The sequence below is a fragment of the Prosthecomicrobium sp. N25 genome, assembly GCF_037203705.1.
In the GTDB taxonomy this organism is placed as follows: Bacteria; Pseudomonadota; Alphaproteobacteria; order Rhizobiales; family Ancalomicrobiaceae; genus Prosthecodimorpha.
In genome coordinates this window covers 359,599-378,188 of record NZ_JBBCAT010000004.1, presented here as the reverse complement: position 1 = coordinate 378,188, position 18,590 = coordinate 359,599, and the positions used below count along the sequence as shown (strand labels likewise).

The 18,590-nt window shown below is 70.1% G+C and carries 13 protein-coding genes; 8 read left to right on the top strand and 5 right to left on the bottom strand.

Going from position 1 to position 18,590, the window contains the following annotated elements; translation table 11 throughout:
- Positions 1-573: 573 nt before the first annotated feature.
- From WBG79_RS23965 to WBG79_RS23955, 3 genes are all read left to right on the top strand, one after another.
- Positions 574-4,278 (top strand): vitamin B12-dependent ribonucleotide reductase, encoded by a 3,705-nt coding sequence (locus WBG79_RS23965; protein ID WP_337359859.1) that lies wholly within the window; start codon positions 574-576, stop codon positions 4,276-4,278.
- 215 nt (positions 4,279-4,493) lie between these two features.
- A complete protein-coding gene (locus WBG79_RS23960) occupies positions 4,494-4,847 on the top strand; it encodes a hypothetical protein (RefSeq protein WP_337359763.1) in 354 nt (117 codons plus the stop codon).
- The gene (locus tag WBG79_RS23955) at positions 4,847-5,902 is read left to right on the top strand and encodes a serine/threonine-protein kinase (RefSeq protein ID WP_337359762.1); all 1,056 of its coding nucleotides are present in this window, start codon (positions 4,847-4,849) and stop codon (positions 5,900-5,902) included. Before WBG79_RS23960 ends, WBG79_RS23955 begins: the two co-directional genes overlap by 1 nt.
- 328 nt (positions 5,903-6,230) lie before the next feature.
- Here WBG79_RS23955 and WBG79_RS23950 read toward each other — a convergent pair whose 3' ends face one another.
- The 4 genes from WBG79_RS23950 to WBG79_RS23935 are packed head-to-tail and all read right to left on the bottom strand — an operon-like array spanning position 6,231 to position 10,546.
- Positions 6,231-6,518: an SDR family oxidoreductase gene (locus tag WBG79_RS23950; RefSeq protein ID WP_337359761.1), complete on the bottom strand. Its 288-nt coding sequence runs from the start codon at positions 6,516-6,518 to the stop codon at positions 6,231-6,233.
- Positions 6,515-6,787, bottom strand: coding sequence for a hypothetical protein (locus WBG79_RS23945; RefSeq protein ID WP_337359760.1), 273 nt, complete (start codon positions 6,785-6,787; stop codon positions 6,515-6,517). Before WBG79_RS23945 ends, WBG79_RS23950 begins: the two co-directional genes overlap by 4 nt.
- Before the next feature lie 20 nt (positions 6,788-6,807).
- Positions 6,808-8,382 (bottom strand): indolepyruvate oxidoreductase subunit beta family protein, encoded by a 1,575-nt coding sequence (locus WBG79_RS23940; RefSeq protein ID WP_337359759.1) that lies wholly within the window; start codon positions 8,380-8,382, stop codon positions 6,808-6,810.
- A 10-nt stretch (positions 8,383-8,392) separates the two neighbouring features.
- On the bottom strand, positions 8,393-10,546 hold the full coding sequence (locus WBG79_RS23935) for an indolepyruvate ferredoxin oxidoreductase subunit alpha (RefSeq protein ID WP_337359758.1): 2,154 nt from the start codon (positions 10,544-10,546) through the stop codon (positions 8,393-8,395).
- Positions 10,547-10,761: 215 nt separating this feature from the next.
- On the opposite strand from WBG79_RS23935, the gene bla reads away from it, so the two are divergent.
- The 5 genes from bla (at position 10,762) to WBG79_RS23910 (ending at position 16,812) form a co-directional block, all read left to right on the top strand.
- The gene (bla, locus tag WBG79_RS23930) at positions 10,762-11,655 is read left to right on the top strand and encodes a class A beta-lactamase (RefSeq protein ID WP_337359757.1); all 894 of its coding nucleotides are present in this window, start codon (positions 10,762-10,764) and stop codon (positions 11,653-11,655) included.
- Between the two features lie 441 nt (positions 11,656-12,096).
- Complete coding sequence (locus WBG79_RS23925) at positions 12,097-12,900, top strand: crotonase/enoyl-CoA hydratase family protein (RefSeq protein ID WP_337359756.1); 804 nt, start codon at positions 12,097-12,099, stop codon at positions 12,898-12,900.
- Positions 12,901-12,964: 64 nt separating this feature from the next.
- The gene (locus WBG79_RS23920; protein WP_337359755.1) at positions 12,965-14,821 is read left to right on the top strand and encodes a feruloyl-CoA synthase; all 1,857 of its coding nucleotides are present in this window, start codon (positions 12,965-12,967) and stop codon (positions 14,819-14,821) included.
- A 22-nt stretch (positions 14,822-14,843) separates the two neighbouring features.
- Positions 14,844-15,605: an SDR family NAD(P)-dependent oxidoreductase gene (locus WBG79_RS23915; RefSeq protein ID WP_337359754.1), complete on the top strand. Its 762-nt coding sequence runs from the start codon at positions 14,844-14,846 to the stop codon at positions 15,603-15,605.
- A 49-nt stretch (positions 15,606-15,654) separates the two neighbouring features.
- Entirely contained in the window at positions 15,655-16,812 is a 1,158-nt protein-coding gene (locus WBG79_RS23910) for an ABC transporter substrate-binding protein (RefSeq protein ID WP_337359753.1), read from the top strand.
- Between the two features lie 60 nt (positions 16,813-16,872).
- Here the strand turns inward: WBG79_RS23910 and WBG79_RS23905 are convergent, their stop codons facing one another.
- Positions 16,873-18,582 (bottom strand): acyl-CoA dehydrogenase family protein, encoded by a 1,710-nt coding sequence (locus WBG79_RS23905; RefSeq protein WP_337359752.1) that lies wholly within the window; start codon positions 18,580-18,582, stop codon positions 16,873-16,875.
- Positions 18,583-18,590 lie beyond the last annotated feature (8 nt).

Sequence of the window (18,590 nt, the reverse complement as noted above, 5' to 3'; positions counted from 1 at the left end):
CTGATTTGCAGCGATCTTTATCGTTTGGAGGGCCCGCGTGGGGCCGCGCGGACGGCCGGGGCCGCACCGCACCGCGGTAAGCCGTGGGATTCCGCGAAGTCCCGGAGTTCTACCCGTTATCCCCAACATCTATGGAGGCACGGCCCCGCGGCCCCCCAATCCTTGACCGGTTTTCCAGACTCGGACTAGCCTTCGTGTCGTCGGGCCTGCCCCGGCTCCCGTGCCGCCGAAGGCGGCCGCGTTCCCGCACAGTCCTGTCATGGCCGAGCGTCGGGCCCCTGGAAGGGGTGCCCGCCGGGCGACTTTTCGCGCCCCGGCCGGGATCATGAAGGAACTGTGAAGAACGGGGTGCGTTAACACTATATTTAGTGGCGAGGTCGAGCCTTCGGCACTACATATACCGGCAGCTGGGGATTCGGGGGCCAACCCGGCCGAGGCTGTCGCCGGACCGCAGCGGAAGAAGCGGCCGGCAGGGGGCGTTGCAGAGTTTGGGTCTGAGCCGGGCGGTCACCCGGTTTCAATGATAGGATCGGGGCGGAGATCGCCTGGTCCGTGGCTTGGGGGTCGAACCACATGCGCATCGAGCGGCGCTTCACGACGGCGGGCCAGTCGCCGTACGCAGCGATCGAATTCCGGACTACCACGAGCGAGATCCGCAACCCGGACGGCTCGATCGTCTTCAAGCTCGACGGCATCGAGGTGCCGGCGCAGTGGAGCCAGGTCGCGGCCGACATCCTGGCCCAGAAGTATTTCCGCAAGGCCGGCGTGCCGAAGGTGCTGAAGCGCGTCGAGGAGGAGACCGTCCCCTCCTGGCTGTGGCGCTCGGTGCCCGACGAGGCGGCCCTCGCCGGTCTCTCCGCGTCCGAGCGGACGGGCTCCGAGACCGACGCCCGCCAGGTCTTCGACCGGCTCGCCGGCACCTGGACTTACTGGGGCTGGAAGGGCGGCTACTTCGACAACGAGTCCGACGCCCGCGCCTTCTTCGACGAGCTCTGCTACATGCTGGCCAAGCAGCTCGTCGCCCCCAACAGCCCGCAGTGGTTCAACACCGGCCTGCACTGGGCCTACGGCATCGACGGCCCGAGCCAGGGCCACTTCTACGTCGACTACCGGACCGGCAAGCTGACCCGCTCCGAGAGCGCCTATGAGCATCCCCAGCCGCATGCCTGCTTCATCCAGTCCGTCGACGACGACCTCGTCAACGAGAACGGCATCATGGACCTGTGGGTCCGCGAGGCGCGGCTCTTCAAGTACGGCTCGGGCACCGGCTCTAACTTCTCGAAGCTCCGCGGCGAGGGCGAGCGTCTCTCCGGCGGCGGCCGCTCCTCCGGCCTGATGAGCTTCCTGAAGATCGGCGACCGCGCCGCGGGCGCCATCAAGTCGGGCGGCACGACCCGCCGCGCCGCCAAGATGGTGGTCGTCGACATCGACCATCCGGACATCGAGGACTACATCAACTGGAAGGTGCGCGAGGAGCAGAAGGTCGCCGCCCTGGTGACGGGCTCCAAGGTCGTCTCCCGGCACCTCTCCGCCATCATGAAGGCCTGCGTGAACTGCGAGGGCTCGGGCGAGGACTGCTTCGACCCCGCCAAGAACACGGCCCTGAAGCGCGAGATCCGCGCCGCCAAGAAGTCGATGGTTCCGGAGAACTACATCAAGCGGGTGATCCAGTTCGCCCGCCAGGGCTACAAGGACATCGAGTTCCCGGTCTACGACACCGACTGGGATTCCGAGGCCTACCTGACCGTCTCCGGCCAGAATTCCAACAACTCGGTGCGCGTCACCGACGAGTTCCTGCGCGCCGTCGAGCAGGACGGCAAGTGGGACCTGACCTGGCGCCAGACCGGCAAGGTGAAGAAGACGCTCCGCGCCCGCGAGCTGTGGGAGAGCGTCGGCTACGCCGCCTGGGCCTCCGCCGACCCGGGCATCCAGTTCCACACCACCATCAACGACTGGCACACCTGCCCGGCCTCCGGCCCGATCGTCGCCTCGAACCCGTGCTCCGAGTACATGTTCCTGGACGACACGGCCTGCAACCTGGCCTCGGTCAACCTGCTCCCCTACCGCAAGGCCGACGGCAGCTTCGACGTCGAGGCCTACGTCCACACCTGCCGGCTGTGGACCGTCGTCCTCGAGATCTCGGTCCTGATGGCGCAGTTCCCGTCGAAGTCGATCGCGGAGCTCTCCTACCGCTTCCGCACCCTCGGCCTCGGCTACGCCAACATCGGCGGCCTGCTGATGTCGTCCGGCATCGCCTACGACAGCCCCGAGGGCCGCGCCATCTGCGGCGCCCTGTCGGCCGTCATGACCGGCGTCGCCTACGCCACCTCCGCCGAGATGGCCAAGGAGCTCGGCCCCTTCCCGGCCTATGCCGACAACGCCGCCGACATGCTGCGCGTCATCCGCAACCACGCCCGCGCCGCCAAGGGCAGCCATGAGGGCTACGAGAAGCTCTCCACCCTCCCCGTGCCCCTCGACCACGGCGCCTGCCCGGACCGGGCCCTCGTCGACGCCGCCGTCAAGGCCTGGGACGACGCGCTCGCGCTCGGCACGAAGTTCGGCTACCGCAACGCCCAGGTCACCGTGATCGCGCCGACCGGCACGATCGGCCTCGTCATGGACTGCGACACGACCGGCATCGAGCCCGACTTCGCGCTCGTGAAGTTCAAGAAGCTGGCCGGCGGCGGCTACTTCAAGATCATCAACCAGTCCGTCCCGCAGGCGCTCAGGACCCTCGGCTACCGCGAGAGCGAGATCGCCGAGATCGAGGCCTACGCGGTCGGCCACGGCTCGCTGGCGCAGGCTCCGGGCGTCAACCCGGCCTCGCTCAAGGCGCGCGGCTTCACCGACGAGGCGATCGAGAAGATCCAGGGCGGCCTGAAGTCCGCCTTCGACATCAAGTTCGCCTTCAACAAGTGGACCCTCGGCGAGGACTTCTGCACCCGCGTGCTCGGCTTCTCGGCCGAGGACCTCGCGAGCCCGTCCTTCGACATGCTGACCGCGCTCGGCTATTCCAAGGCGGACATCGAGGCGGCCAACATCCACGTCTGCGGCGCCATGACGGTGGAGGGCGCCCCGCACCTGAAGGCCGAGCACCTGCCCGTCTTCGACTGCGCCAACCCCTGCGGCCGCACGGGCAAGCGCTTCCTCTCGGTGGAGAGCCACATCCGCATGATGGCGGCGGCGCAGCCCTTCATCACCGGGGCGATCTCCAAGACCATCAACATGCCGAACGACGCCACCGTCGAGGACGCCAAGAACGCCTACATGCTGTCCTGGCGCCTGGCCCTCAAGGCCAACGCCCTCTACCGCGACGGCTCCAAGCTCTCCCAGCCGCTCAACAGCCAGCTCCTCGCCGACGACGAGGACGAGGCCGAGGACGTGGTCGAGCAGATCGTCGCCCAGCCGGCGACGACCCGGGCCGCCATCGCGGCCGAGCGGATCGTCGAGCGCATCATCGAGCGGGCGATCCGCGAGCGCGAGAAGCTGCCGAACCGCCGCAAGGGCTACACCCAGAAGGCGATCGTCGGCGGCCACAAGGTCTACCTGCGCACCGGCGAATACGACGACGGCCGCCTCGGCGAGATCTTCATCGACATGCACAAGGAAGGCGCCGCCTTCCGGTCGCTGATGAACAACTTCGCCATCGCGGTCTCGCTCGGCCTGCAATACGGCGTGCCGCTCGAGGAATATGTCGACGCCTTCACGTTCACCCGCTTCGAGCCCGCCGGCATGGTCCAGGGCAACGAGGCGATCAAGAACGCGACGTCGATCCTCGACTACGTCTTCCGCGAGCTCGCCGTCTCCTACCTGTCGCGGCACGACCTCGCCCATGTCCGCCCCGAGGACATCGGCTCGACCGCCATGGGCTCCGGCGTCGGCGAGGGCGTCTCCAAGCCCCAGCCCGGCCCCGAGGCGGTGGTCTCCCGCGGCCTCGTCCGCGGCAAGGTGCAGGAGCGCCTGAAGGTCGTCGACGGCGCCGCCCGCGGCTCCGGCTCCAACGTCGCCCCCACCGCCTCCTCCCAGGCCGTGGTCACCGCCTTCGCGGGCGTCTTCGGCGCCACCGCCCTCAAGGCCGGCTCCGTCGCCGAAGCCAGACCCGCCGCCCTCGGCCAAACCGAAGACCGTCCCCAGGCAGTCCTCGGCGCCAAGATCGCCGAAGCCCGCATGAAGGGCTATGAAGGCGAAGCCTGCCAGGAATGCGGGAACTTCACGATGGTGCGGAACGGGACGTGCCTGAAGTGCGACACCTGCGGGTCGACGAGCGGGTGTTCGTGATGTGAGTCGGCTGATGATTACGCCGCAAAGATGACGGCAGTTTTGGCTCTGCCTTCACATTGACAAAGAGCTCGCCCGGTGGGAAGCCGCCGGGCGAGCAACCAAGTTGAGGTCAGTTACTAATGCCGTGCCTCGGGTTCAGCATCCAAAAGGGTGAGCTTCACTACTGCGTGCTGGACGGCTCCCGTGCATCACCGGTTTACGTCGATCACGGCATGCACCGCTTCGTCCCGGCGCAGCCCCGGACTGCGTTGGCGAACTTTTTTAAGCAGACGTTCCGCGAGGTGATAGACCACGTCCGGCCGACAAGGCTCGCTTACCGCCTGTCGCTCGATCCGAAGAAGGCTGAACAGTTCGCCTACCTTGCCTTTCCGTTCGGTATACTGAACCTGATCGCCTACGAGGCGGAGCTACCGATCGACGAATACATGCTCCAATCCTTCACGAAGCGCGCCCTGGACTTCCCGGGCGACAAGCATGCGGCCTGCGACGCGAAGATCGCTGGCTTCCCGGGCTCTGCGAAAAAGGAAACTCGGTCGGCTGCTTTGGCGGCGTGGATGGCCCTCTGATGCCGGCCATCATGCCGCTTGGCCTTCAGCCAGGTACGGTGCTCCTGAACAAGTATGAGGTGATCCGGATTCTCGGCAGCGGCTACTTTGGGGAGGTGTACCACGTCCGGAACCGAAGCCTCGGGCACGAGGCCGCACTGAAGATCGTTCAGATCACGGACCCGGTCAGCCATCGGGCGCACATCGAGGCGCAGGCCCAGCATCTCTGCAACCACGATCACGTGGTGAAGATCTACACAGCGGACATCCTCAACGGGGCAGTCCTGATCGAGATGGAGTACATCGACGGCGGTTCACTCGGTGACCGACTGTCCCGGGAGTTCGTTCCCGTCGTCGACTCGATCACGTGCGTCAAGCAGATCCTGTTCGCGCTCGAGCATGCGCACAATCGGGACATCATCCACCGCGACGTGAAGCCCGCGAACATCATGTTGGCGGGGGCTAACGCCAAGCTCTCGGATTTCGGGACCATCATCCAGCCCAGTACCGGGGTCAGTGTCACCAACCTGTTCTATCAAGCGCACGCTTCACCAGAGGCCTTCAATAACCAGGCCTTCAGCTCAAGGTCGGACGTCTTCGGGGCCGGGATGACGCTTCTGCGGGCGGCGAACAACATCCCGGATATAGGGCGGTTCCTGTCGGGTCCGGGCAGTCGCCAGCACATTGCGAACGGGACGCTACCCCACGCGATCGGGTACGAGGCGTACTTACCTAGCCGCCTTAAGCGCGTTCTTAAGAGGGCGCTACACCCTAACCCCGACGAGCGGTATCCCGACGCAAGGACGTTCCGGCAGGAACTCGAGAGGCTGAGTCCGGAGCGTCGTTGGGTCCGCCAAGCCGATCGGACATGGATCTGCACCTGTGCCAACGGCAGGGAAGAGCGGATCGTGTACCTGGGCGGCGGACGGCATCGCGTCGAACGCACCATCGGCGGCCGTCGCCGCCAGCCGGACTGCCGCGACTTCCGGAACGAAGCCGAAGCGCGCAAGTACATGGACGGGCTCGTCGCGAACACCACTCTCGCCACAGCCGCCGCTTCCACCAGGCAGCGCTGAGAGCCAGCCACTCGGTCCGAACGCCGCAATCGGCGCCACCGGAATGACACCCGTGGGAAGGCCGGGACCGGACCGCACGGCCCCACTCGATGGGCCGGATGCCCGACCGGTCCTGGCCGGTTCGGCTACTTTCTCCGCCCTCCGAATGCATCGGCGAGCGGGCACACCCCTGGACCGATGAACTGCCGCGCAGCCGGCACCGCCAACGGTTCCCGGCGCGACGCCCGGGACGACACCCATGGGACGGCCCAGGACGAGACCGGCTCGCGAGGGCGGGGCGAGGCCGCCGGCAAGCCGCGCGGCCCCTGCACCCCTTCCCCGCCCCCCGTCAAATCACCACAGCCCCCACGCTCGCCCCGCCGCACACGTACAGCACCTGCCCCGTCACGAACCCTGCCTCACGCCCGGCGAAGAACATCACCGCGTGGGCGACGTCGTCGGAGCGGCCGAGGCGTTTGACCGGGATGGCTTCGGCGAGCTTGCGTTCGCGCTCGCTGCCCGGCTCGATCACGTCCTGGAACATGGCGGTGTCCTGGATCGGCCCGGGGGCGACCACGTTGACGGTGATGCCGGCAGGGCCGAGTTCCAGCGCCCAGGTGCGCGCCATGACGATCATGCCGGCCTTGGTGGCCGAATAGGCAGCATACGCCGCGCGATCCCCGCGCCGATGCCGGAACTCGCGCCCGTCACGATCGCGACGCCCTCCCCGCCCAGCTTGGCGTCGGGATCCGGTCGCGCGTTGACGAGGCCGTCGGACCGGTCGCCGCCGGCGGGCGGCATCGCCTTGACCGGCGCGCCGGGCCTCCGGCTCGGCAGCGGCCCCCGTTCGGGCGGGGCAGCCCGCTCTCCCGGATGATCGGCGTCCGGGCAATCGAGGGCGGTCACCGGGAGGTCGAGCGGGTCCCTCAGGCGTGTGGGTCGGCCAGGATGCTGTCGACCGTCGCGAGCGCCCCGTCGAGGGCCTTGCCCTCCTCGTCCATCAGCGCCGCCTGCTTCAGCCGCCGGACCCAGTCGGCGGCGTCCGGCCGGCCGGCGAGCTTCGGGACGGCCGCCAGCACCCGGTCGAACTTCGACGTCCCCCGGGCATGGGTGTCCGAGTAGCCCTTGACGAGCCGCCGGCACGCCAGGACCTCGAGCGCCAGCGCCGGGTCGGTCGCGAGATGCCGCTCGGCCGTCGCCAGCCACGCCTCCATGTGGGCCATCTCGCGCCCGTGGCGGAGCGCGCCGAGCCGGTGGCGCTTCAGGCCGGCGAGGACGTAGAGCGGCAGGAACCAGAGCACCGTGCCGGTCCGCACCCGCCGGCCCCGGTTCACCACCCGGTCGAGGGCGCGGAAGAGGCCCGGCCGGGCCTCGATCCAGGCGCCGAGCCGCGCCGGAAGCGCGCCGCAGACCTCCTCCATGCGCGGATTCATGAACTCGGTCGTGGTGACGATCTGGTCGTCCGCGGCGGCGACCTCCCGGCGGATGCGGTCGAAGCGGCTCGCCCGGATCTTCAGGTCCGCGACCCGGTAGACGTCGTCATACGCCATCGCGACCGCGATCTGCTTGGCGGCCTCGCCGGCGATCGCGTCGGCATGGCCCGAGCCCGCCGGCAGGCGGCCGAGGAACGCCGCCAGACGGGCGAGATACGCGCCCGCATAGGCCGCGTCCTGCCACTCGACGAGGCGCTTCACCCCGGCATAGGCCATGCCTTGCGCGGCCGCCGGGATCTCGCCGCGGATGCGGGCGAGAAGGCGGTCGAGCTCCGGATGCCCGGCGCTCGCCGGCAGGTCGGGGATCGTCTTCGGCGGCACCCGCGCGGGCGTCTCGGGGACGGGCTGCCGCGCGGCCCGCTCGAAGGCGGCCGCGAAGGCGCGCAGGCTCCCCTCCACGCCGACGCCGCCCGCCCGCACCGCGGCCTCGAAGGCCTCGCGCGCGAAGGGCAGCGCGCCGGAGGCCGCCAGGGCGCCGAAGAGCGTCGCCGAGATGACGGACCCGTTCCGCTCCGCGAGGCCCGCCATGTCGAAGGCGATCGTCCGCTTCGCCGCGATGCCGAGCGCCTCGGTGACGACCGCCGGGTCGCCGATGCCGTCGCCCGGCTTCTCCTTCTCGCCGACCGCGAAGGAGCGGTGCGTGGAGGCGACGAAGGTCGTCCTCGACGGGGTGACGAGCCCGCGCAGGATCGCCCGGCCGCCCTCCATCCACTCGGCGGCGACCACCACGTCGACGTCGCCGGGCGTCGGCATCAGCGAGAGCACCGGGCGCGCCTCGCCGCGGGCCCGGATCATCTCGATGTAGTAGATGGTGGCGCCGGTGCGCTGGGCGACGCCCGGCACCGAGGTCGACTGGGCCACCCAGCCGTTGCCCTCCGCGAGCGCGACGATCCAGTCGGCCAGCACGCCGCCGCCCTGCCCGCCCATGGCCAGGATGGCGATCGCCAGCGGCTTGTCGTCGGACAGGAGCGGCTGTCCGGCGCCGAGCGGTTGGGGGCTCGCGTTCATGGCCGGGCGCTCACGACGGGAAGGCCAGGCGGCGGCGATCGTGCCGGCGCTGCAGGAAGCCGATGACGGCGCCGCGGATTCGCGCCGCCAGCCGGTCGAAGCCGTTGGGGTTCTGGATGATGTCGGCCCGGTAGAAGGACGGGCAAAGCACCGCCGCCTCCGAGACCTCGCCGCAATTGCCGCAGCCCACGCAGGAATTGTCGATGGCCGCCACCGGATCGTCCTTCAGCGGATCGTCCGTGTGCTTCACCGACAGCGACGGGCAGCCCGACAGGCGGATGCAGGCATGGTCGCCCGTGCAGACGTCCTCGTCCACGCCGAAGCGCTCGCGCACCACCCGCTCGCCGCGCTTCACCGCCGCCGCGGTCAGCGGCCGGATGCGGCGCTGCTTGTTCAGCATGCATTCGGAGGAGGCCACGATGACCTTCGGACCCTTCGCCTTGCTGGTCAGCGCCTCCTTCAGGGTATCGCGAAGCCGGGCGACGTCGTAGGTGCGGTCGATCTGCCGGACCCAGGTGGCGCCGACCCCCTTCACCGCCTTGACGATGGAATTGTTGGTCTGCCGGATCCGGTTGAGGGCGCGCGACGACATGATGTCCTGCCCGCCGGTCGCCGCCGAGTAGTGGTTGTCGACCACCAGGATGACGCCGTCCGACTTGTTGAAGACGGCGTTGCCGATGCCGGAGTTGAGGCCGTTGTGCCAGAAGCCGCCGTCGCCCATGACGGCGATCGAGCGCCTGTCCGCCGCCACGTTGAAGGCCGAGGCCGAGGCCGGGCCGAGGCCGTAGCCCATGGTGGTCGCGCCGATGTTGAAGGGCGGCAGGATGGAGAAGAGGTGGCAGCCGATGTCGGCGGCGATGTGGTGGGGCCCGAGTTCCTTCTCGACCAGCTTCATGGCGGCAAAGATCGGTCGTTCCGGACATCCGGTGCAGAAGCCGGCCGGCCGCGGCGGCACCACCTGCGCCAGCGCCTTGACCTTCGGGTCGGCGAGGATCGGCCGCGGATCGGGCACCGGCGGGCGGTTGCCGAGGAGGTCGGCCGCGTGCTTCTCGAAGAAGGCCGTCAGGCTGTCGAGCATCACGGTCGCGGTCAGCTCGCCGGCGACCGGGAAGACGCCCTTGCCCTCGATGCGCGTCGGCACGTCGGCCTTGCGCAAGATGTTGGCCAGCGCCTGTTCCAGATACTCCGGCGCCCCCTCCTCCACCATCAGCACCGCCCGCTTGCCGCGGCAGAAGCCGGCGAGCTCGTCGTCGACCAGCGGATAGGTGACGTTCAGCACGTGGAGAGGCACGCGCGTGTTGCCCCACACGTCGGCCAGGCCGAGCGCGGTCAGGGCACGGATCACGCCGTTGTACATGCCGCCCTGCATCACGATCCCGACGTCGGCGAGCCCGTCCCCGAAGGTCTCGTTGAGCTTGCGCGAGCGGATGAACTCGATCGCCGCCGGCCAGCGCTTGGTGACCTTCTCCTGCTCGTGCAGGAACGAGGCGGGCGGCAGCACGATGCGGTTCGTGTCGCGCACCGGGTTCTCGACCGCGTCCCTGACGGTGAAGGCCGGACGGCGGTTGTCCTTCGCCACGAAGGAGCCGTGGACATGGCAGCAGCGGATCCGCACCTCGAGCATGACGGGCGTGTTGGTCGCCTCGGAGAGCTCGAAGCCGTCCTCCACCGCCTTGACGATCGACGGCAGGTTGGGCCGCGGGTCCAGTAGCCAGATCTGCGACTTCATCGCGAAGGCGTGGCTGCGCTCCTGCATGATCGAGGAGCCCTCGCCGTAGTCCTCGCCGACGATGATGAGAGCCCCGCCCGTCACCCCGCCGGAGGCGAGGTTGGCGAGCGCATCGGAGGCCACGTTGGTGCCGACCGTCGACTTCCAGGTGACCGCGCCGCGGATCGGGTACATCACCGACGCCGCCAGCGTCGCCGCCGCCGTCGCCTCGCTGGCACTCGACTCGAAGTGGACGCCGAGGTCGGACAGGATGTCCTGGGCGTCGTTGAGGACGTCCATCAGGTGCGAGATCGGCGAGCCCTGGTAGCCGGCCACGTAGCCGACGCCGCACTGGAGCAGCGCCTTGGTGATCGCCAGGATGCCCTCGCCGCGGAAGATCTGGCCCTCGCCGAGCTTCAGGTCCTCGACTTCGCGGGCAAAGGAACGCTCGGCCATCGCACGCCTCCCCAGGATCTTTGCAAGAACATATTTAAAGCTTCAAACAGTGTCAAACTGGAGACCACCCGTTTGCGAGGCCCGTGTTCGCGCGCTGCCTTGATCGACGAGCCGGGGACGAGCCCCAGATTTTCTAGGATCAGCGGCGAGAAATGGTCGTTTGTGACGGGATCTCCCGGCGCTTAATCCTGCCGGCGCCAAAGGAGAACACGCCCATGATCACACGACGTCAGGCCTGCCTCGGGATCGTCTTCACCGTTTCCGCCGCCCCCCGCCTGTCCGGACCCGCCCGGGCCGCCGGTCCGCGCGGCCTCGCCGACCTGCCCGCCGCCTTCGCCCGCATCGAGACCGCCGCGCGGGCGCGCCTCGGCGTTACCGTGGTCGACACCGGCACCGGCGCCGGCGCCGCGTACCGGGGCGACGAGCGCTTCCCGCTCTGCAGCACCTTCAAGGCGCTGGCCGCCGCGGCCGTCCTGAAACGCGTCGACGAGGGCCGCGAGGACCTCGCCCGCCGCGTCGTCTACGGCGCCGACGACCTCGTCACCTACTCGCCCGGGACCGAGCGCCATGTCGGCGCGCCCGGCCTGTCGCTCGCCGAGATCGCCGAAGCCGCCGTCACCCTCAGCGACAACACCGCCGGCAACCTCCTGCTCCGCGCCGTCGACGGCCCGTCCGGCCTGACCGCCTTCCTGCGCGCCATCGGCGACGGCACGACCCGGCTCGACCGCTGGGAGACCGCCCTCAACGACGTGGCGCCCGGCGATCCGCGCGACACCACCACACCGAACGCCATGACGGCGTCGATGCGCAAGCTGGTCCTCGGCGACGTCCTGTCGGCCGTCTCGCGCGAGCGCCTCGCGGGCTGGCTCGTGGCCAACAAGACGGGCGACGCGCGGCTCCGGGCCGGCCTGCCGCGAGACTGGCGCATCGGCGACAAGACCGGCAGCGGCGAGCGCGGCACCGCCAACGACGTCGCCGTCGCCTGGCCGCCCGGCCGCGCTCCGGTCATCGTCACCGTCTACCTGACCGACTCGCCGGCTCCCGCGGAGGCCCGTAACGCCGCCATCGCCGACGTCGGCAGGGCGGTCGCCGCGGCCCTCGCGGGCTGAGCCGGCACCGGCCCGGAGGCTCGATCGCATGGACCGTCCCCAGTTGCCCCTGAACGCGCTGCGGGCCTTCGAGTCCTCTGCCCCGACTCAATTATTTGGCACAAATTGTTTTCTGGATTGATCATTCATTTCATCATGGCAATTCGATACCAATAAACATACCAACAAAACCCCGGCGTTCAGAACCTGCTTTTGGCCGCTACCAGATCGACCCTTAGCCTCTAGTAAGATTGATTGAGCGCGCGGAGTACGTTGCCTAGGTAGCAGTTCACCGCCCCATACAGCCAATCCGAAGCAGTATTCCAGGTAGAACAGCCCGACTTACCCCTTTGGCGCAGGTCCGCGGCGAGCCCCGAGCGCGTGAACGCCCCGATCGTCCGACGACGCGCGTTGACGCCGATTTAGTTATTACATATAACTAATAAACCATCAGGGCGAACGATGCGACCGACCGAACCTCTCCAGCGACAGGAAACCGGGCTGCTCATACTGGAGCAGTCGGGCCCCTGCCTTTCGATCGGGATCAACCGCCCGGAGAAGCGCAACGCCCTCAACGACGCGACCATCGCGGCCCTCGACGACGCGATGAGCGACCTGCCCGACGGCGTGGGCGCCGTCGTCATCCACGGGATCGGCGAGCATTTCTGCGCCGGCCTGGATCTCTCCGAGCTCACCGAGCGGGACGCGACCGAGGGCGTCCTGCATTCGCGCTTCTGGCACCGCGCCTTCGAGAAGATCCAGTTCGGTCGGGTTCCGGTGGTGGCCGCCCTCAAGGGCGCCGTGATCGGCGGGGGCCTCGAACTCGCGGCGGCCTGCCACATCCGCATCGCCGAGCGAAGCGCCTTCTATGCGCTGCCCGAGGGCCAGCGCGGCATCTTCGTCGGCGGCGGCGGATCGGTGCGGATCCCGCGGCTGATCGGCGTCGCTCGCATGGCCGACATGATGCTGACCGGGCGCAGCTACTCGGCGGAAGAGGGCTATGCGCTCGGCTTGTCACAATACCTCGTGGAGGATGGCGCGGCGCTCCCGAAGGCGCTGGAGCTCGCCGAGCAAATCGCCCGCAACGCCTTCATGACCAACTTCGCGGTCGTCCACGCCCTGCCCCGCATCGCGGAGGCGGACCCGGCGGCCGGCTACATCACCGAGGCCCTGGCCGCCGCTGTCGCCCAGAGCGACCGCGAGGCCAAGGCCCGCATCCGAGCCTTCCTGGAGAAGAAGGCCGCAAAGGTGAAGCGCCCGGACTGACGGGCGCCAGGAGGACTGCCCAGGGGACCGCGGCGGGAGACCGTTTCGCGGGGAAGGAGGGTTCATGCGCGCTTCATCGACGGAAGCGGGCCGCCCGGGCCTGCTCGGACGCCTCGACCCGCTTTCGGAGCGGCGGACGGACGGGACGACCCTGGTCCGCGCCGCGCAGGCCCTGCCGCCCTATCGCGCGCGCCTCATCGACCACCTGCACGAATGGGCCGAGCGCGCGCCGGACCGGACCTTCCTGGCGGAGCGGCGCGCCGACCGCTCCTGGCGGCGGCTCACCTATGCCGAGGCTTCGGAGCAGGTGGTCGCCGTCGCGGGCGGGCTCCTCGCCCTCGGCCTGTCCGAAGACAGGCCGATCGCCATTCTCGGCGGCAACGACATCGAGCACGCGCTGCTGGCGCTCGCCGCCATGGAGGTGGGCATCCCCTACTGCCCGGTCTCGCCGGCCTATTCGCTCGTCTCGAAGGACTTCGGCAAGCTCCGCGACGCCTTCGCGCTGCTGACGCCGGGGCTCGTCTTCGTTCCGGACGGGGCGGCCTTCGCGGCGGCCATCGAGGCGGTCGGGAGTGCCGGCGTGGTGCGGGTCGCGACGCGGCGCGGAGAGGCGATCGGGGCGGTTCCGTTCGAGGCCCTCGCGGACGGGACGGCCACCGCCCGATCCGCGGTTGCGGGCCGGCGGGAGCTGGTCGGTCCGGACACGATCGCGAAGTTCCTGCTCACCTCGGGGTCCACGGGCCATCCCAAGGCGGTCGTCAACACGCAGCGGATGCTGTCGGCCAACCAGACCATGCTGGCGCAGTGCTTCCCGTTCCTGTCCGACGAACCGCCTGTCTTCGTGGATTGGCTGCCCTGGAACCACACCTTCGGGTCCAACCACAATTTCGGGATGACCCTGGTCCACGGCGGGTCGCTCTTCATCGACGCCGGCAAGCCGATGCCCGGCGCGATCGCCGAGACCGTCGCCAACCTGCGGGAGATCGCGCCGACCGCCTATTTCAACGTGCCGAAGGGGTACGAGGCGCTGCTGCCCCATCTGCGCGCCGACGAGGCGCTCCGCGCCACGTTCTTCAGCCGGCTCCGCATGCTGTTCTATGCCGGTGCGGGCCTGTCCCAGGCCGTCTGGGACGCCTACCAGGACCTCGCTGTTGCGGCGACCGGCGCCAGGATCCCCTTCGTGACCGGCCTCGGCGCCACCGAGACGGCCCCCTCCGCGCTCATGAACCTGCGCGACGTCGACGGCCCGGGCAACATGGGCCACCCGATGGTCGGCGTCGTCATGAAGCTGGTGCCTGCGGCGGGAAAGCTCGAAGTCCGCATCAAGGCGGACTGCGTGACGCCCGGCTACTGGCGAAGCCCCGAGCTCACGGCGGCGGCTTTCGACGAGGAGGGCTACTACCGGCTCGGCGATGCGGTGCGCTACGCGAGTCCCGGCGACGCGGACGGGGGATTCCTGTTCGACGGGCGCATTTCCGAGGACTTCAAGCTCGCCACCGGGACCTGGGTCAGCGTCGGTCCGCTCCGCGCGGCGTTCCTGGCCGCCTTCCACCCGCTCGCCAGGGACGTGGTGATCGCGGGGCACGATCGAGACGACATCGCCGTCCTGGTCTTTCCCGATCTCGACGCCTGCCGGGCGGTCGCGGACGGGTCCGCCGACCCGGTAGGTCATCCGGCGGTCCGGGCCGTCTTCGCGGAGCGGCTCGTCCGCTTCGCTGAAGCCGCGACCGGCTCGTCGACCCGTGTCGAACGGCTGGCGCTGCTCGCCGAGCCGCCGTCGATCGACCGCGGCGAGATCACCGACAAGGGCTCGATCAACCAGCGCGCGGTGCTCGCCGCGCGCGGGGGGCTGGTCGCGGACCTCTATGCCGATCCGCCGCCGGCCCATGTGATCTCGGCGCGCGCGACGGTGGCCCCATGACGGCGCAGGAGGCTTGAGGGAGATGGAGATCGCGGGCCGGGTGGCGATCGTGACGGGCGGCGGCTCGGGGCTCGGCGCAGCGACGGCGGAGTACCTTGCCGCCCGCGGGGCCAGGGTGGCCGTCTTCGACATCGCCGCGGCGGCGGCGCAAGCGACCGCGACGCGGATCGGCGGGATCGCGATCACGGGCGACGTTTCGGACGGGCCCGGGATGGAGGCGGCGGTGGCCGAGGTCGGGGAGAGGCTCGGACCGCCGCGGATCCTCGCCCATTGCGCCGGCATCGGCACCGCGGCGCGTGTCGTCGGCCGAGACGGACCGATGCCGCTCGAGGCCTTCGAGCGGGTCGTCAGGGTCAATCTCGTCGGCACCTTCAACATGATCCGGCTCGTCGGGGCGGCGATGGCGGCGGCCGAGCCGCTGGACGGCGGCGAGCGCGGCGTGATCGTGACAACGGCCTCCGTCGCGGCCTTCGAGGGCCAGATCGGCCAGGCGGCCTATGCGGCGTCCAAGGCCGGCATCGCGGCGATGACGCTGCCGGTCGCCCGCGAGTTCGCCCGCTTCGGCGTGCGGGTCGTCGGCATCGCGCCGGGGCTCTTCGCAACGCCGCTCCTCGGCGAATTGCCAGAGGAGGCGCGCCGGTCGATCGCCGCCTCGATCCCGTTCCCGAGCCGCCTCGGCGCGCCCGAGGAATTCGCCGCGCTCGTCGCCCATGCGATCGAGAATCGATTCCTCAACGGCGAGGTGATCCGCCTGGATGGGGCCATGCGGCTCTCCGCGAAATAGAAGACCGGCCGGCGGCGCGAGACGACCGGCCCCATTGGGAGGGAATACCATGACGAAGACTTGGACCAACCGCCTCCTGGCCTGCGCCGCCGTCGCGTGGGCCGGTTTCGGCGCCTTGGGGCACGCGGCGGCCCAGGAGCTCCGGATCGGCGTGACCATCTCCACGACCGGCCCGGCCGCGGCGCTCGGCATTCCGCAGAAGAACTCGCTGGCGCTCTGGCCCGCCGAGATCGGCGGCGTGCCGATCAAGGTCATCCAGCTCGACGATGCCGGAGACCCGACCACCGCGACCACCAATGCCCGCCGGCTGATCACCGAGGACAAGGTGGACGTGATCCTCGGCTCGTCGACGACGCCGCCCACAATCGCCGTCTCCAACGTCGCCTTCGAGAACCAGGTGGTGCATTTCGGGCTCGGGCCGATGGCGTTCCAGCCGGGCCGGGAGAAATGGTCCGTCATCATGCCCCAGCCGGTGCCGCTGATGGCGCGGTCGCTGTTCGAGCACATGAAGGCCAACAACGTCACGACAGTCGGCATGATCGGCTTCGCAGACAGCTGGGGCGACCTTTGGGCCGGCGTCTTCAAGTCGATCGCCGAACCGATGGGCCTGAAGCTCGTCGCCGACGAGCGCTACGCCCGGGCGGACACGTCCGTCGCGGGACAGGCGCTCAAGCTCGTCGCCGCAAGGCCGGACGCGATCCTGGTCGCGGCCTCCGGGACCGGGGCGGCGTTGCCGCAGGTGGCGTTGCGCGAGCGCGGCTACCAGGGGCCGATCTACCAGACCCACGGGGCCGTCACGAAGGACTTCATCCGCATCGCCGGCAAGGCGGCGGAAGGCGTGATCATGGCGTCCGGTCCGGTCATGGCGCCCGAACTGCAGCCCGACTCGGCGCTGACCAAGAAGCCGGGGCAGGCCTATGTCGACGCCTACGAGGCCAAGTACGGGAAGGACACCCGCACGCAGTTCGGCGCCCATGTCTTCGACGCGCTCACCATCCTTCAGCGGACGGTCCCGGTCGCGCTGAAGACGGCGAAGCCGGGGACGCCCGAGTTCCGCGAGGCGCTCCGGGCTGCGCTGGACAGCGAGAAGGAGATCGCCGCCAGCCAGGGCGTCTTCAACTTCACGCCGACCGACCGCTACGGCCTCGACGCGCGGGCGAAGATCCTGCTCACGGTGAAGGACGGCGGCTTCCTGCTCATCAAGTGAGGGGAAGTCGCGGCCGGCGCGGGTCCCCGGCCGGTCGCCCGGGACTCGGTCGAGGACGGGTCAGCCGAGGACGGCCGCGAAGTCGCCCGGGCCGGCGGCCGGCGCGAGGACGGCGGCCGCGTGGGCCGGTGCCTCAGCCGAAACCTCGTCGGCGAAGATCCGCGCGAGCGCGACCCGCCGGGCGGCGGCGGCCGGGCCGTCGAGGCCGCTCGCGAGGTGCGCCGCCGTGGCCATCAGGCCGCCGGCGAGCGCCGTCCCGGCGAGCCTCAGGTAGGGCATGGCGGCCTGAAGGCGGTGCGCCTCTCCGGCGGCCACCATCGCCTCGGTCGCCTCCGCGAGGAGGTCGAGCGAGCGGCGGATCGCAGCCGACGCGGGCGCCCCGAGCACGGGCGCGTCCGTGTCCCGGCGGAGCTCGCCGGCCAGGGCCAGCATCGCCACACCACCGTCGCGGCCGAGCTTGCGCGTGGCGAGATCGATCGCCTGGATGCCGTTCGTGCCCTCGTAGATCGGCGCGATCCGCGCGTCGCGCCAGTGCCGGGCGACCCCCGTCGCCTCGAGATAGCCCGCCCCGCCATGGACCTGGATGGCGAGCGACGCCGCCTCGACTCCGGCGTCCGAGCACCAGGCCTTGACCACCGGGGTCAGGAGGTCGGCTTCCACGGCCGCCGTGCCGCGCTCTGCCGGCGCGCCACGGTCGGCGCGATCGATGGCCGCGGCGGCACGGTAGCAGAGGAGCCGGGCGGCGGAGATCAGCGCCGTGCCGCGGCCGAGCATGCGGCGGACGTCGGGGTGGTCGGCGATCACCGCCGGGCCACCGGACGGCAGCCGTCCCTGCCGGCGCTCGCCGGCATAGGCGCGCGCCGCCTGCATGGCTCGCTCGCCGACCGCGACGCCCTGCAGCCCGGTCGCCAGGCGGGCCTCGTTCATCATGGTGAACATGGCGGCGAGTCCCCGATGCGGCTCGCCGACCAGCCAGCCGGTCGCCTGGTCGAAGGCCATGCTGCAGGTCGGGCTGCCGCGGATCCCGAGCTTGTGCTCCAGCCCCGTGCAGGCGACCGCGTTGGGCAGGACCATCCGGCCGTCGGCGTCGGGCAGATATTTGGGGACCAGCAGCAGCGACAGGCCCCGGGTCCCCGGGGACGCGTCGGGCAAGCGGGCGAGCACGAGGTGGACGATGTTGTCCGCCATGTCGTGCTCGCCGAAGGTGATGAAGCACTTGGCCCCGGTGACCCGGAACAGTCCGTCGCCGTCCGGCTCGGCGCGCGTGCGGACGAGCGACAGGTCCGAGCCGGCTTGCGGCTCGGTCAGGTCCATGGCGCCGGTGAAGCGGCCGGCGACCAGCGGCGGCAGCCAGCGCTCCCGGAGCGCCGGGTCCGCTTGGTGTGCGAGGGCCGAAACGGCGCCGTGGGTGAGGACCGGCAGGGTTCCGAAGGCCATGGACGCGCCGGTCAGGATCTCCATGGTCGCGGTGCCGACCGCCACGGGAAGGCCCGCGCCGCCCCAGTCCTCCGGCAGGGAGACGGCGTTCCACCCCGCCGCGCACCAGTCGCGGTAGGCCTCGCCCCAGCCGGGCGGCGTCGCGACGAGGCCGTTCTCGAAGCGCGCGCCGATGCGGTCGCCGGCGAGGTCGAGCGGCGCGATCCGCTCTTCGGCGAAGCGGGCCGCCGCCTCCACCACGGTCCGAAGCTCGTCCGCCGCAAGGTCGTCCACCGCGGCGCCGGCGGCCGCCATGGCGAAGAGGATGTCGTCGACCGGTGCCCGCCAGGTCATGTCATGGC

Excerpts from the sequence above, each read along its gene's own strand:
- WBG79_RS23925 (WP_337359756.1), top strand. The coding sequence starts at position 12,097 with ATGCGACCGACCGAACCTCTCCAGCGACAGGAAACCGGGCTGCTCATA.
- WBG79_RS23940 (WP_337359759.1), bottom strand. The coding sequence starts at position 8,382 with ATGAACGCGAGCCCCCAACCGCTCGGCGCCGGACAGCCGCTCCTGTCC.
- WBG79_RS23910 (WP_337359753.1), top strand. The coding sequence starts at position 15,655 with ATGACGAAGACTTGGACCAACCGCCTCCTGGCCTGCGCCGCCGTCGCG.
- WBG79_RS23935 (WP_337359758.1), bottom strand. The coding sequence starts at position 10,546 with ATGGCCGAGCGTTCCTTTGCCCGCGAAGTCGAGGACCTGAAGCTCGGC.
- WBG79_RS23955 (WP_337359762.1), top strand. The coding sequence starts at position 4,847 with ATGCCGGCCATCATGCCGCTTGGCCTTCAGCCAGGTACGGTGCTCCTG.
- WBG79_RS23915 (WP_337359754.1), top strand. The coding sequence starts at position 14,844 with ATGGAGATCGCGGGCCGGGTGGCGATCGTGACGGGCGGCGGCTCGGGG.
- WBG79_RS23905 (WP_337359752.1), bottom strand. The coding sequence starts at position 18,582 with ATGACCTGGCGGGCACCGGTCGACGACATCCTCTTCGCCATGGCGGCC.
- WBG79_RS23920 (WP_337359755.1), top strand. The coding sequence starts at position 12,965 with ATGCGCGCTTCATCGACGGAAGCGGGCCGCCCGGGCCTGCTCGGACGC.
- WBG79_RS23965 (WP_337359859.1), top strand. The coding sequence starts at position 574 with ATGCGCATCGAGCGGCGCTTCACGACGGCGGGCCAGTCGCCGTACGCA.
- WBG79_RS23950 (WP_337359761.1), bottom strand. The coding sequence starts at position 6,518 with ATGATCGTCATGGCGCGCACCTGGGCGCTGGAACTCGGCCCTGCCGGC.
- WBG79_RS23960 (WP_337359763.1), top strand. The coding sequence starts at position 4,494 with ATGCACCGCTTCGTCCCGGCGCAGCCCCGGACTGCGTTGGCGAACTTT.
- bla (WP_337359757.1), top strand. The coding sequence starts at position 10,762 with ATGATCACACGACGTCAGGCCTGCCTCGGGATCGTCTTCACCGTTTCC.